At 58.7% G+C, this 14,094-nt stretch carries 13 protein-coding genes; 3 read left to right on the forward strand and 10 right to left on the reverse strand.

Annotated features, from left to right (window positions below; translation table 11 throughout):
- Nucleotides 1-294: 294 nt before the first annotated feature.
- The 3 genes from MOV76_RS01515 to MOV76_RS01525 form a co-directional block, all read right to left on the reverse strand.
- A complete protein-coding gene (locus MOV76_RS01515; protein ID WP_247263701.1) occupies nt 295-675 on the reverse strand; it encodes a VOC family protein in 381 nt (126 codons plus the stop codon).
- A 416-nt stretch (nt 676-1,091) separates the two neighbouring features.
- Nucleotides 1,092-2,570, reverse strand: a complete 1,479-nt coding sequence (locus MOV76_RS01520) for an alginate export family protein (protein WP_247263702.1) — start codon at nt 2,568-2,570, stop codon at nt 1,092-1,094.
- Nucleotides 2,571-3,059: 489 nt separating this feature from the next.
- Nucleotides 3,060-4,865, reverse strand: a complete 1,806-nt coding sequence (locus MOV76_RS01525) for an amidohydrolase (protein WP_247263629.1) — start codon at nt 4,863-4,865, stop codon at nt 3,060-3,062.
- A gap of 239 nt (nt 4,866-5,104) precedes the next feature.
- On the opposite strand from MOV76_RS01525, the gene MOV76_RS01530 reads away from it, so the two are divergent.
- Nucleotides 5,105-6,031, forward strand: coding sequence for a LysR family transcriptional regulator (locus tag MOV76_RS01530; protein WP_112907563.1), 927 nt, complete (start codon nt 5,105-5,107; stop codon nt 6,029-6,031).
- Between the two features lie 382 nt (nt 6,032-6,413).
- Here MOV76_RS01530 and MOV76_RS01535 read toward each other — a convergent pair whose 3' ends face one another.
- From MOV76_RS01535 to MOV76_RS01560, 6 genes are all read right to left on the reverse strand, one after another.
- Nucleotides 6,414-6,755: a hypothetical protein gene (locus tag MOV76_RS01535; protein WP_247263630.1), complete on the reverse strand. Its 342-nt coding sequence runs from the start codon at nt 6,753-6,755 to the stop codon at nt 6,414-6,416.
- A gap of 83 nt (nt 6,756-6,838) precedes the next feature.
- Nucleotides 6,839-7,126 carry a GNAT family N-acetyltransferase gene (locus MOV76_RS01540; RefSeq protein WP_018444476.1) on the reverse strand — a complete coding sequence of 96 codons (288 nt, stop codon included), beginning with the start codon at nt 7,124-7,126 and terminating at the stop codon, nt 6,839-6,841.
- A 74-nt stretch (nt 7,127-7,200) separates the two neighbouring features.
- A complete protein-coding gene (locus MOV76_RS01545) occupies nt 7,201-8,136 on the reverse strand; it encodes a pirin family protein (protein ID WP_130716191.1) in 936 nt (311 codons plus the stop codon).
- Between the two features lie 126 nt (nt 8,137-8,262).
- The gene (locus MOV76_RS01550) at nt 8,263-9,192 is read right to left on the reverse strand and encodes a LysR family transcriptional regulator (protein WP_210068708.1); all 930 of its coding nucleotides are present in this window, start codon (nt 9,190-9,192) and stop codon (nt 8,263-8,265) included.
- Between the two features lie 37 nt (nt 9,193-9,229).
- Nucleotides 9,230-10,261 (reverse strand): LLM class flavin-dependent oxidoreductase, encoded by a 1,032-nt coding sequence (locus tag MOV76_RS01555; protein WP_210068710.1) that lies wholly within the window; start codon nt 10,259-10,261, stop codon nt 9,230-9,232.
- Nucleotides 10,262-10,463: 202 nt separating this feature from the next.
- Nucleotides 10,464-11,126, reverse strand: a complete 663-nt coding sequence (locus MOV76_RS01560; RefSeq protein ID WP_112907568.1) for a hydrolase — start codon at nt 11,124-11,126, stop codon at nt 10,464-10,466.
- Nucleotides 11,127-11,278: 152 nt separating this feature from the next.
- Here MOV76_RS01560 and MOV76_RS01565 point away from each other — a divergent pair, with 152 nt between their 5' ends.
- Nucleotides 11,279-12,172: a LysR family transcriptional regulator gene (locus MOV76_RS01565; RefSeq protein ID WP_247263631.1), complete on the forward strand. Its 894-nt coding sequence runs from the start codon at nt 11,279-11,281 to the stop codon at nt 12,170-12,172.
- Nucleotides 12,173-12,291: 119 nt separating this feature from the next.
- Here MOV76_RS01565 and MOV76_RS01570 read toward each other — a convergent pair whose 3' ends face one another.
- Nucleotides 12,292-13,032, reverse strand: a complete 741-nt coding sequence (locus tag MOV76_RS01570; protein WP_113544111.1) for an SDR family NAD(P)-dependent oxidoreductase — start codon at nt 13,030-13,032, stop codon at nt 12,292-12,294.
- Here MOV76_RS01570 and MOV76_RS01575 point away from each other — a divergent pair.
- Entirely contained in the window at nt 13,031-14,092 is a 1,062-nt protein-coding gene (locus tag MOV76_RS01575; protein WP_247263632.1) for an AraC family transcriptional regulator, read from the forward strand. The genes MOV76_RS01570 and MOV76_RS01575 overlap by 2 nt on opposite strands.
- The last annotated feature ends 2 nt before the right edge of the window (nt 14,093-14,094 follow it).

Raw genomic sequence — 14,094 nt, forward strand, 5'->3', positions numbered from 1 at the left:
CCCGCGGAGGCCGTCGGCGCCGAGCGAGCGCCCATCCCGGCGGCGGGTGCGCAGCACGTCGCGGGCGATGGTCAGTTCATGGGTGGGCGCTCGGATATCGGTCGCCAAAGGAAACGTCGCTCGGCAAGCGCTGGCCCAAATAGACGGCGCGTACTGCGATATTCACGGCTTCCTGAAGCAGGCAGCTGAGTTTTCAGACGGTCTCCCGGAGTTAAGCGACGAAATAGACTGCGCTGAAAATCCAGGAAAAATCCTGTCACAAACGTCAGATTTATGTGACATTCAAAGGGTGGTTCAGGCCGCCTCAAATAGCTCGATAACATTCCCTGAGGGATCATCGCACAGGATCTGTCGCCCGCCTGGCCCCTCAACAATTTCGTTTCTGAAAACTACGTTTCGTTTGCGCAGATCAGCGACGAGCTGCGACAGATCCGGAACCTCCAAGACGAAGCGGTTCCACCCGCCGGGTTCCGGCTTGCGTCCATCTGGCATAGATTTTGCGGCCGATGCCATCGGCCCGGCGAGCCACAATGTGAGATCGCCGCGTGACAATATCGCCATTGCCGGGCCAAACTGCTGCTGAAGGGTGAAACCAAATTGCTCTGTATAGAAGGCGACGGACATATCGACATCGTTGACCAAATACCGGGCTGTAGCCATCGTCATATCCTCCATTTCCAGGCTTCGGTAGCGAATGAATCGCACACTTTTGCGGCGTGCGAAAGACAGGATTTCCGCGACGGATATGATCAAAGAAGTTCATCTTATCCCTCGCGCCCCAAGGCGCATACTATCCGCGAAGACCCGGTGCCAGGCGAGTATACGTACGTCACGGCGAAGACCGGTTGGTCAGAAAGGATCATCTAGTACCGGTTGTTCAACGTCCTCGCGACGGGTGACTTCCACCAGCCACAGCCCTCCGACTGGAATGCCGTCGGTGGTACGGATGGCCTGCCTGCAATATAATTCAGATCGATAACAGGTAACCGCCTTGAGTGGACTCGAACCACCGAGGCACGTTAGATTCTGAAATTTCTTGGCACTTCGATCGGTGATTTCCTTCGTCGGCGAACACTGTAGCGTCGGCATTGTTACCAGGCCAGCTTCAGTTCTGCCCTGAGATAATTGCTGTCGCGGCCGCCCACAGCTTCGAGCGCCGAGCCGACCTGGTAATGAACAGCCTCCAGCGACCCCGTGAGATTCGGATTGAAGCGGTAGTCCGCCTTGACCTGCGCATAAGCTCCGGTCCATGCCGGCCCGTTACCCGCCGTGCCAGCGACGGGAACGCTTGGCAGGGTGTAGACGGCGTCCTGTGTTGTCTGTCGCCAGAGCAGTCCGGCCCCGGCCATCAGGGTCAGGTCTTCTGTCGGCTGAACGGTAATCGACGGCTTGAGGTGAATGAGGTTAGCATATCCGGTATGGCCGCCAAGCGAGAAATAGAAGCCGTTCGGAAACAGCGGGTTGAAGGTGCCAAGCGTGCCATCACCTGCGTCCCGGTCGCCGGACGCCACGTCGAACTGCAGACCGATCCGCGGCGACCAGGGGACATCCTCGAAGGTGTAACCAGTCCTCGCACCGACGGCCCAGGCCAGAATGTCGGCTGAGCCGACCCGGCCAACCTGTCCCATCGCTTCCGCATCCCAGTCGAAACCGGCATATTTGCCGGCCGACCGGATATCGAGCACATGCCTGTCCTCCTCACCCGACGCGGTGAGAAAAGTGGCGTCCTTGCGCTGATAAAGCGCATAATAGGCGGAGGCCTCGATCGTCGGCGAGAGTTGCCGCTCGACGCGGACGCCGCTGAACAGTGCATCGCCGCTTGATCGATCATCGAAGGGGTTGTCATCCCGATAGTGAACCGGCTGGCTGACAAGACCATAGAAGCGCCATGCTTCCGTCTCCCACCCGGCCCAGACGGCATCGAACGCCTGGCGGACATTGGGTCCATCGCGCACCGATACGAACCGCTCCAGGTCAAACGCGAAGTCTTGACGGCCGACCCTTGCCCTGAAGGTTCCTAGGTCAGTCTCCTGCGTATAGCCGATGAACGCGAGCCGAAGGTCAAATCGGTTTGCGTCGTTAGGGCTGACCGTCGTCTTGTCGAACGCACGCACATCCTCGAATTGTGTAAACAGTTGCCAGTTTTCGGCCAGGTGAACGTCGATCTGGAACTGCGCACGCTGTAACCAATAAGAATCTCTAGGATTCGATGGCACGGTTCCGAAAGCCGGCGCATCACTGACTTCGAAGATCTCGCGCAGATTGAGCCCTAACGAGATGTAGCTGTCGGGATTGGAGGGAAACAACGGAATGTATTTGAGACTATCCAGCGGCTCATTCCGCAGTTTCGGATCCGCGAGAAGCGACCAGTCTTCCTGCGAACGGTCGGCTTTTATCGAGGGCCTCTTCTGCTCCAAGGAAAAATCATCCGCCGCCAGGGCTGACCAGTAGCCCCCTTGAGCAAATGCAAGGGCGAAAAGCGGAAGGAGGAGTGAACGCACCATGGATACGAACCGAAGGCTGAGCGCCATTGAAAAAAGCGAGGTGAAACAACTCCGTTGGTCAATCATCTGCTCGCCTTTCAGCGTTCGGCACGTGGCCACATCTTGCGTCAGCTTCTGGTGGGTGGACGAGGCCGCGCCATTGGCACGGCGAAGCATGGGGCGCACACGGCCACCCCAGTTGCGAATCGACCGGCTGAAGGTCGATTCCGTCACTCGGCGCGTTTATGGTGAAATCGTTTTGGGCTCGTCCGTGGGGCGTGCGCGGCTGCGCTACTGGATGACTTCGGCCAACTCAACCACGTTCCCGAAAGATCGCAACGTGATGTCCGCGCACATCTGCGAAAAGTGATGACGGGCTCTTCGCAGGCAGGGGGAAGTCAGCCACTTTTGACCCCGTTGACGCGCATTGTTTTCGACGGGGTATTGAACGATCGCTGTCAATGTAGGCGATGGTTCTTTCTCCGCGGTAGGGTACGGCCGGGCGGCGAAACCGCGGTCCAATGAGCTCCTACAAATGGAACTGTCGGTGGAGCAGGGGGAACCGTTCCGCTGGGTTCATTTTTCCCCATGATAGCCGCCGAAGTATTTTACGGGTGACCAAGCCGGAAGGATGTCGGGCAGTTTTGGCGATAGAGCGCTGTAGTCCTGCGCGCCAAACACCACCTTTCCGTCCATAATAGTCAGTACAGAGGATATAGAGCTGATTTGATCTTCCGGCACGGCGAAGTAGTCCCTGTCGAGAACGGCGAAGTCTGCCAGATTTCCGGGTGCGATTATGCCTAGTTCGGCTTCTGCATTCACGAACCAGGCGGCACCGCTGGTGAACAGTTTCAGCGCCTCGGTGCGTGATAGGCGATTGTTCTCGGCAAGTATCTCGGATCCGGACACAGCCTTGCCAGAGACCATCCAACTTACAGCCACCCAAGGGTTGAACGTGGCTGCCCGGAAGGCGTCGGTGGTCATGGCCAGCGGTATGCCGCTATCGACGAGCATGCGCAGACGCGGCGTCTCCAACGCCTTCTCGCGACCATATGTCCTGATGAACCCATCGCCGTGCAGCGCCATTTTGGCGTCCAGGGCAATTCCGCCACCCAGCTTTTTCACCCGAGCGATGTTCTCCGGACTGATGGTCTCAGCGTGCTCGAGACTCCATTTCAGGCCATCGAGCGAGATCGTTTCGTTCACCTTCTCCAGCGCGTCGAGAAAGGGGGAGATGTTCTCGTTGTAGCTGACGTGCATGCGGAACGGGATGCGGCGCTGGACCAGCTTCATCACATCCTGCTCGACGAAGCGCCGCATCTTCTCGGGCTCGATGATGACCGCCGGACGGTCGAAGTTCTCATGATCGTGCACTTCCCCGCTCAGAACCTCCCCGGCACCTCGATATTCATGGCCATGTGCCAGGGTGGGGTGGAGGTTTTGCCCTGCACTTATCGGCGCCGTTTTCGTGATCGCCTCGATTTCCAGATCCACCATGTTCACCGGTCCGCCGTCGCCGAGTTGCAAGTCCACAAAGGGCATGCGCACATTGAGACGGTTGTCTCGTGCAAGCACGTCTACCCTCGCCTGGGCCTCCGGGTAGGGCCACCTACCGCCGTTATCGATGATCGAGGTCACGCCGAACCGGTTCAGACCGTGAATGCTATAGACCATCGAACTCACTTGTTCGTCGAACGTGGGCTGCGGCACCATGCTCTCGAGGGCGAGAAACAACCAAGTATAACCGTGGATCACACCAGTGGGATTACCGCGGCTGTCCCTTTCGAATTCGGTGTCCGGCACCTTTGGGAACCGATCGGTACCCACGCCAAGCGCCTCCATCGCCTGCTTGTTCAAGAAGGCTTGGTTATAGGCATATTGCACGATCAGGGGGCGATCGGGCACGGCGCTGCGCAATTCATCCAGCGTGGGGAAGCGGTTCTCCTCAAATTGGTAGGGCGACCAGCCTCCGATCACTTTGACCCATTGACCTTTCGGCGTGCGTGCGGCCTGCTCGCTCAGCATCGTCAACGCCCGGCGCAGCGTCGGCACGCCATCCCATCGAACATTGTAGTTATAGGCCAGATCGTTGAGGACATGGATATGGGCATCAATGATGCCGGGAATGAGTGTGCGGCTGCGAGCATCAATAATCTCGGTGTTGGAGTTCTTTAGACCGAGAATGTCCGCATCAGAGCCGACGGAATAAATGCGGCCATTCTTGACCGCCAAAGCCGAAGCTTCGGGCTGAGGACGGCCGCCGGTGAAGATCTTTGCATTGATAACGATCAGATCGGCGCCGGACTGTTCCTGCGTCGTTTGTGCCTGAACTACAGAGAAAGAAAAACTTGTCACAAACGCGATGAATAGCTTTCTGATCATTTTACCCTCGTTCTACTGATTTTACTCGGAGCCGGTGCCGTGCGGATGCGCGCGACGGGCGAAGAAGTGAGTCCAAGCCGTCGCGAAAGGTCATCACTTTTTTCGCATGCCGTCGTTGAAGGCCGACTTGTCGGAAGACAAAAACCCTTGTGAAAACGTCCAGGTGGACAGTGCCATTGCAAGTTCGGCTACGGTAGGCCATCAAACTGAGACACCATGTCGCCTAAAAGGAAACACCAATGGATATTGAGGAACTGCGCACCTTCGTGGAGGTTGCTGACGCCACCGGCGTCACGCAGGCAGCGCGCCGGCTTGGCGTTTCCAAATCGCTCGTCAGCCGAAGGCTTGCGCGACTTGAGCAATTCCTGGGCGTTCAATTGCTCGCGCGAACGACGCGCGGCGCCTCCTTGACCGAAGCTGGCGCGACGTTTCGCGAGCACGCAGCAAAAATCTGCAGCGAGTTTGACGTTGCGAGGGAGGCCACTCTTCCCTCCGGAGATCTTCGCGGCCGGTTACGTGTCGCTGCGCCGCTTTCTTTTGGCCCAACACATTTTGCTCCTATCCTCTCTCAAATGGCGCGCAGACATCCCCGACTACAAATCCTTTCTTCTTATACCGATCGTTTCGTAGATCTCGTCGGAGAGGGGTTTGACTGCGCCATTCGGGTTGGCCACCTCCAAGATTCCGTCCTAATCGCACGACGTGTCGGATCGATCTTCGGGATACTGGTTGCGAGTCCCGAATACATAGAAGCTCACGGCGCTCCGGTAACACCGGACGAGATTGCAAATCATCAAGTCGTCATGCGAGACGACGAGAGGTGGCAATTCATGGACGGCGATAGGATTATTACGGTGCGTCCGCAGGGACGGTTCGTAGCCGACAGCGGAATATCGCTCGTATCTGCCGCTCTGGATGGTATTGGGATCGGCTATCTGCCAGAACCGCTTGTCGCGGATCATATTCGTTTGGGCGCATTGGTGCCAATCATGACGCGCCATCCGATTCCGCCAGCCGGCATCTTCGTCGTAAGGCCACCCGGCCAGCATCCCTCGCGAAAGGTGAGAACCCTCACTGAAATGCTCATCGAACGTTTCGGAAGCGCGGCCGTCAAGGACGGCGCGGCGGGCCTCGGCAGGCAAGACGAACGATCAGCGTGTGGGTAACGTCAAGATTGCGAGCTCGACCGGCTCGCTCCCACTCTGCGCCTTGGTACAAGAGATCACTTGGCCTGAATTCAATCAAGTTCCCGGTCGAACCCTCGCGGTCAAGCGGGCGGGTCGGGTGCGTATTGGGTAGCCGGTTGCCGGAAGCTGTCTGGCAGCGTGCATATGTTGCGGATAGGATGCGTTGGCAGAATTGCCGGCGGATAATAGGCCGCCGCGATTCCCGATTATACATAAATCTGACCTGGATCAGCGATCGCCGACGCGGCCAGTTCCTTCCGAACGTCGAAATGGTTTTCTGTTAGTGCCGAGCTGATCCGCAACGAAAGGTGCCGCCGACGCAATAATGGCGCGGTGCTGGATGCCAATGGATGATCCACCGCTATTTCGCTGGGTAAGGCTCAACGTCTGCTGACCAATAATGCTTGGCGATATTCTGGGAGTTGCGGATGACGTGGTACGCAGTTTCAGGGTTTCCCCCTTCGAATGTATCCGGGTCTGCGCCACACATGAGACAATACATTCGCTGGTGAACAACTGCCGCGAAATATTTCATTGCCGGCACAGCATCTTCCTGGCCGATCGCTCGCATATCCTCGGCAGCTTGTTTGGTCGCATCCTCCAGAGCACAGGAGACCGCGGCAGCAAGAGTCTTGTCGGTGCGACTGATGACCTCGGCGATCTGGCGCTCTGCCAAAGTTAGATCAGGAGTGCTTTCGGCCATTGTTTATCTCTCCGGCAGCAGCTTGAAGGGCCTGCTTCGCCTCTTGAAACAGGTGGGTGTTCTTCCGCGTTCGGCAAAATTTTTCACTTTCTCAAAACATCCTGCCATTCCGCATGGCGCTCTATCTGCGCTTTCGCGAATGGGCAAAGCGGTATGATCGAGATGCCTTCGCGCCGGGCGTCCTCTACCGCCTGCCGGACCAATTGCTCGCCGATTTTTCGACCGCGCAACGCGGCAGGAACATCCGTGTGGTCGATGATGATCAGCTTTTGCCCCGCTCGGCTGTATGTCATTTCGGCCTCGGATCGATCAACGACAATCCGGTACCGCCCCTTCGACACGCCATCTTCCCGTTCAACCTCTTCGCTCATCGTATTTCCTTCGTGTTTAAGGCGCCGACCCGCCCCTCTCAGTTGGTCTCCAAATTGAAGCCGATCGGCAAAAATCAATCGGGCAAGGGAATGTGCTCATCCCTGTCGTCAACCGGGAGATCGAAACGGCCCTTCCCCCAGTTCTGGGCGCGCCACTCGGCCTTGGCCTCTTCGATACGCTCCTTGGAAGAAGCGACGAAGTTCCACCAGATGTGGCGTGGTCCTGAAAGTGTGGCTCCGCCAAGTGCCATCAGCCTTGCACCTTGGCCCCCGGCGGTGACCGTGATCCTGTCACCGGGACGGAACACCATCATCTGCGGTGCTTCGAAGTCCTGGCCAGCAATCGAGATCGAGCCCTCAACGATATAGATCCCGCGATCCTCATGATTATCCGGCAAGGGCAGGCGAGCGCCTGCCTCCAGTGCAACATCGGCATAGAAAGTATCGGAAAACATCGTTGCGGGAGCGGCCTCGCCGTAGGCATTACCCAGGATAAGCCGCAGCTTGACACCGCGATCCTCGACCATCGGAAGCGTGTTCTTACCATGATGTTCAAACATGGGCGTCATGTCTTCGTGGCTGTCGGGAAGCGCCACCCAGGTCTGTATTCCCAGCAGGCTTTGTGGCCCGCTTCGACCCGCCGCTGTGGTGCGCTCGGAGTGGGAAACACCTCGCCCGGCAACCATCCAGTTCAACTCGCCGGGACGGATGATCTGGTCGGCCCCGGTGCTGTCGCGGTGATGAAATTCGCCGCGATAGAGGTAAGTAACGGTGCCGAGGCCAATATGCGGATGCGGCCGCACATCGATGCCCTGTCCAGTCAGGAATTCCGCAGGCCCGACCTGATCGAAGAAGATGAAAGGTCCCACCATCTGGCGCTTCGGTGCAGGCAAGGCGCGCCGAACTTCAAAGCCACCAAGGTCGCGCGAACGTGGAATGATGAGAGTGTCGATCGCATCCAAGCCGATATCTTCAGGACAGGCTGGCGCGATTGCGGGGTTCCAACTCATGCATGTTCTCCTTTTCAGTGTGCAGGGTTAGCGCCGCCGAGCTTCCCTTCCGCTCTGCTACCCGGTTGGCCAAAGCCGCCACCGAAACTAGAAAGCTACAGCACCCGCGACTAGGTTTGGGAAACGCTACACTGTGTCGCGGAAAGCGGAACCCGCTGTCGCGGCATCAGTCTCGGCACCCCAAAGATGCCCGTCTTTCTCAAAGGATTCGATCAGGAACTCCGAGAGGATCCGAACCTTTCGGGATGGGTGCGGGCTGGGAGGCCGCACGACATAGACCCCGCCGACCGGTAGCGGGAAACGTGTCATGATAGGAACGAGAGCCCCTGAAGCGAGGTAGTCGCGGGTGACGCAATCGGGGAGCCAGGCGATGCCGAGCCCTTCAGCGGCCGCGCTCGCAAGCGCCATGCCGTTGTCGGTCCTGAAGCGGCCCTGCGGTTGCACTGTGATGATTTTCTCGCCATCCATGAATCGCCAAGTCTCCGCACCGACCAGAGCGTGGTGTGATGCTATCTCTTCCGGCTTCTCCGGCGAGCCATGCAATCTTATATAGTCCGGACTCGCCACCAGCTTGCCGTAGATCTGGCCGACGCGTTTTGCGATCAAATTCGAATCGCGAAGAGCGCCGACACGGATTGCACAATCGAACCCGTCGACGATCAAGTCAGCGAACCGATCGCTATAGTCGGCATGGATCTGAAGCTGCGGGTGGTGGCGCGCCATCTTGGCCAGAACCGGTGCGAAATGTACCGGACCAGATGTCAGCGGAACTGCAATTCGGAAGCGTCCACGAAGGTCACCTTCGGGCAGGATCGCCTCGCGCGCAGTGTCGATCTCGGCACATACCCGCGCTGCATGATCCCGAAACAGGACCCCTGCTTCCGTCAGACCGGCTCCCCGGGTCGTTCGTGCAAGAAGCTGGGTTCCGAGTGCTCCCTCGATCCTGATAAGGGCGCGGCTGACCATCGACTTGGAGACCCCCAGTCGACGCGCAGCCGAAGTGATACCTCCCGAATCGGCAACCTCGACGAATACCCGCAGATCTTCGATGTCCATCTGGCATTCCTCCGTTGCGACACCGTGGATACCCGTCCTATCGCGCCGCCCTGATGATCGGAGCGACCTGCGTGCCCAGAAGCTCGATCGACAGCTTCATCGCGGCCGTTTCAAGCGAAGCCGTACTCATTTGAAAGGTGATGCGCGAAAGGCCGCCAAGCGTTTCGCTTGCCTGCAGCATCTTGGCCGCTACAGTTTTCGGATCGCCGATCAGGAATGCACCGTCGGGACCCGCCATGATCTCGAACTGTTGTCGCGTCGGAGGCGACCAGCCGCGCTCACGGCCTATCTTCGTCGTCAGTTGCGCCCATCCGGGAAAGAAGGCATCCTTTGCAGCAGTGTCGGTCTCGCCGACGAAACCCATTGCATGGACGCCCACCTTAAGTTTTTGGCGATCATGCCCGGCGCGCAGGCCACTTTCGCGATAGAGATCGACAAGTGGCCGGAAGCGCTCGAAGCTGCCGCCGATGATCGCCACCATCAAGGGAAGGCCAAGTACACCGGCGCGTGCGAAGGATTCTGGAGAACCGCCGACGCCGATCCAGATTGGAAGCCGCGATTGATGTGGACGCGGAAAGACGCCTTGCCCTTTGAGTGGCGGACGAAAGCGGCCTTCCCAGGTGATATCTCTCGTCTCGCCGAGCTTGAGAAACAGATCGAGCTTTTCGGCGAAGAGCTCGTCATAATGACGCGTATCCAGGCCGAATAGCGGATAGGCCTCGACAAAGGAGCCTCGACCGACCACGAGCTCGGTACGCCCCCTGGAAATCAAGTCGAGCGTCGCGAATTCCTGGAAGACACGCACCGGATCGGCCGCGCTTAGAACCGTGACCGCGCTCGCCAACCGGATACGGGTAGTGCGGGCCGCGGCCGCGGCCAGAATGACAGTCGGAGCGGAGTCGAGAAACTCAGCCCGATGATGCTCACCGATACCGAAGACGTCGAGCCCGACGCGATCAGCGACAACGACCTCCTCGATAAGCTCGGCCATGCGATCCGACGGTGACGGGAGCTTACCCGTTTTCGGATCAGGAAGGATGGCTGCGAAGCTGTCGATACCAATTTCCATGCTTGGTCCTTAAGTTGATTGCGCGGTTCGTTGTCGTCGCTACCAGGCCAGTTTCATTTCCGCCCTCAGATTGTCGCCGTCACGGTGGTCGCAGCGTCGGTGGACGGCTGGGCCAAGCGTGAACTTGAGTCGGGATGGCGAGGCTCGACTTTGGGGCCTTTACGGTGACACCAATTCGAGATTCCGCCATCCCAGTCAGCTTTTAAAGACCGGCCTGGCTGGCCGCCTGAACCGGCGTATTGAGGAGCTGCTGCTCCCACAGATAGGCGATGCCGCTACCACCGGCATGCTCGATGATGACGTCCGTCAGTGCAGCCGCGGTCTCCTCGCGAGCCCAATCGCGCTGCCATTCGGCGGCGATCGCGAGCCAGGTCATCATGTTGATGCCGGCCCCGATCATCCGCTGGATGGCGACCTGATGCGCTTCGACCGAGGTGCCACCCGATGCGTCGGTAATCACCGTAACGTCCCAGCCCTCGCCGGCAGCCTGGATAGCCGGCATCGCAACGCAGACTTCGGTCCACAGACCAGCAATGATGAGCTGCTTGCGGCCGGTGGCCTTGACCGCGTCCACCACTTTCGAGTCCTGCCAGGTGTTGATGAATGTGCGGTCGATCACCTCCTGCCCAGGGAAAACTTCGGTGAGGTGCTTGAAGAGCAAGCCACCGCGACCGGCAATCACGCTTGTCAGGATCGTAGGGACGTTGAAAACCTTTGCCGCTTTCGCAAGCGCCGTCGTGTTGTTCACGACCGCCTGCGGATCGTGGCTGTTCACGTTTGCGAGCTGATAAGGCTGGTGGTCGATCATGACGAGGACGGAGTCTTCGGGACGAAGAAGTGAGTCAAGGCCGTTACGAAAGGTCATATTTACATCCTATGTTGGCGGTTGATTGAGACACACTGCAGGAGGGGCGAACACCCTCCGAAGCGCCGTCTGAGAAAGGATCTTGTCATTCCCGATTTCGATGCGGTAGTCATCGTTTGTGCCGAACAGTGTCGCGGAACGAGGAACACAGGATGGAGATCGAAGATCTGCGGACGTTTGTGGAGGTTGCGGATGCCGGCGGAGTGACGCCTGCTGCGCTCCGGCTGGGTGTCTCCAAATCAATGGTCAGCCGACGGCTCGTAAGGCTTGAGGCTGAGCTTGGCGTCCAGCTGCTTGCAAGGTCGACACGCGGCGCGTCCTTGACGGAAGCGGGCGCCACTTTCCGGGATTATGCCGCCAGGGTCAGCGCCGAGATCGATTTGGCCAGAGACACGATCCTGCCCGCCGGCGAACTGAGCGGCCGCCTGAGAGTAGCCGCACCCCTTTCCTTCGGCCCCACCCACTTTGCATCTGTTCTGGCGGAAATGGCATCTCGCCATCCGCAACTGCAGATCCAGACCAGCTATAGCGACCGTTTCGTTGATATGATCGCGGAAGGGTTTGATTGCGCGATCCGGGTTGGCATGCTGCAAGATTCCAACCTGATTGCAAGACGAGTCGGCCCCCTCCACGGAAAATATGTCGCGAGCCCCGCCTATATCAAAGCCCATGGCTCCCCCGAAACACCGGAGGAACTCGTCACGCATCAGGCGCTTATGCAGGGGATGGAAACGTGGCAGGTGATGGACGGCGACAAGATCCTGACCATTCGCCCGCAGGGCCGTTTCAAGGCTGACAACGGGGCGGCTCTCGTCGTCGCTGCCGCGGCCGGTTTGGGTATCGCTGCCCTCCCCGATGGCCTCACCCAGGGCTATATCAATTCCGGCGCGCTAGTGACGGTCATGAAAAATCATCCGCCACCACCGGCCGGAATCTATGTCGTTCGTCCGCCGGGACAGCACCCCTCTAGAAAGGTCCGCGTCCTGACCGAAATGCTCATCGAGTGTTTCGATCATAGCGGGCAAGGAAACGAACAGCCCGTCTAACGGATATAGAGCGGCAGATCGAGACGGTCCCGGAGCTGACGCGCAGGCCCGCGACTATGTCAGCAGATACTTTGAGTAGAACGCCGTCAGCCCGAGCAACCAACAGCCATTACCAAACACTACGCAAGCGCGCCGCCGTCCACCGTAAGGATGGTGCCGGTGATTTGCCGGGCGGCCGGCGTCGCGAGGAAAGCGACTGCTGCTGCGACATCCTCCGGCTGGTTAAAGCGGCCAAGGGCGCTTAGACCACGCTGATAGTCGGCGAATTCCCCCGTCTCGGGGTTCGCGTCAGTATTTGTCGATCCAGGCTGGACGAGATTAACCGTTATATCTCGGGCGCCCAGTTCGCGGGCGAGGCCACGGTTGAATGCCTGGAGCGCGCCTTTGGTCATATAGTAGACCGTACCAGGCACGCCGGCTATGCGATCCGCGCCCGCTGATCCGATGGTAATGATGCGCCCGCCTTCCTTGAGGTGGGGGATGGCAGCCTTTGCGGTCAGAACAGGCCCACGCACGTTAACGGCAAGCAGCGCGTCGATGTCCTCGATCGTGAAATCTGCAATGTTGTTGTATCGCGCGATCGCCGCATTGTTGACGAGAATGTCGAGACCGCCCAGCGTGCGGACAGTTTCGTCCACCGACCGCTGGATGGCCGAAGGATCCGCGCTGTCGGCCTGTATCGCCATTGCCTTGCCCCCATTCCTTTCAATAGTCCGGAAAAGTCGCTCCGCGCTGTCGGCGGATCGCTCGTACGTTATCGCAACGTTCGCACCTTTCTCCGACAGAGCAATCGCGATCGCAGCCCCGATGCCACGCGATCCACCAGTGACGAGCGCATTCTTTCCAGCTAGTTCCTGCATGGTCGAACCCTTTCCTATTCCTGTCGCCTTGACGCCGATTTGGAGGCTCATTCCTCGCTACGGGCTGCTCCGGCAGGCTTTTTTGTTGAGCCTCAAAATAGGCAGTTGCGACGCAGGCAACATTCCTGATCTTCCCAGACACTTGCCTGATCCTACCAAATCACTACATGCTGGCGTGATGTTCGACCCTGTGAAGCCATCGACACTTCTGCTGAACGCCGTTGCTCCGTTTGTTTCGGCGCATGCGGGTACAGTCGGCGTTCCTACCCCCGTTCCGCGCTTGACGATTTGGACAAGCACAAGGGCCACGTCGCCCACTCCGGCGGTGTTCGAACCCATGTTCTATGCGGTATTGCGCGGAACCAAAGTCTTGATCATGGGCGCCAATCGGTTCGAACTGGCCACAGGCGCTTGCGCGGTATCGTCCTTTGGCCTGCCCTACAGCCACCAATTGACCGGCGCTAAGCCTAATTTCCCCTATGTCGGCATCAGCCTTCATCTTGATGCCGATATTCTGACGCGCGTCATGCTCGATATCCCCAAGCGTGAGGACCGTTGGACATGCGCAGTCGCCGCCGGCGGTCTGGAAGGACCCGTCGGCGACGCATTTGCTCGCCTCGTAGGGCTGCTGAAAGCGCCCGACGATATCGGTGCACTGGCACCGCACTACGAGTTTGAGCTTTATTATCGCCTGCTTCAGAGCTCGATGGGCGACACGCTCCGACAGGTCAGCCAGAGAAACGGCCGATTTCAACAACTCAAGTCGGCGGCCGATTGGCTCGCTTCCAATCATAGCGAGCCTGTCAATATTCCTGGGCTGGCGGCGGCTTCTCACATGAGCGTTACAAGCTTTCACAGGCATTTCAAGGAAGTCACCGGGTTCAGCCCACTTGCGTTTCAACGCCATATCCGTTTGCTTGAGGCGCGGAAGCTCCTTGCCGGCGGGAGCACCAATGTGTCGCGCGTGGCATATGAGGTGGGTTATAAAAGCCCGTCGCAATTCAGCCGCGAGTACAAGAGCATGTTCGGCAGCGCGCCGGTGGTTGATCTGGAGCGGTGAAC

The organism is Rhizobium sp. PRIMUS64 (assembly GCF_023006465.1).
GTDB lineage: Bacteria > Pseudomonadota > Alphaproteobacteria > Rhizobiales > Rhizobiaceae > Rhizobium > Rhizobium leguminosarum.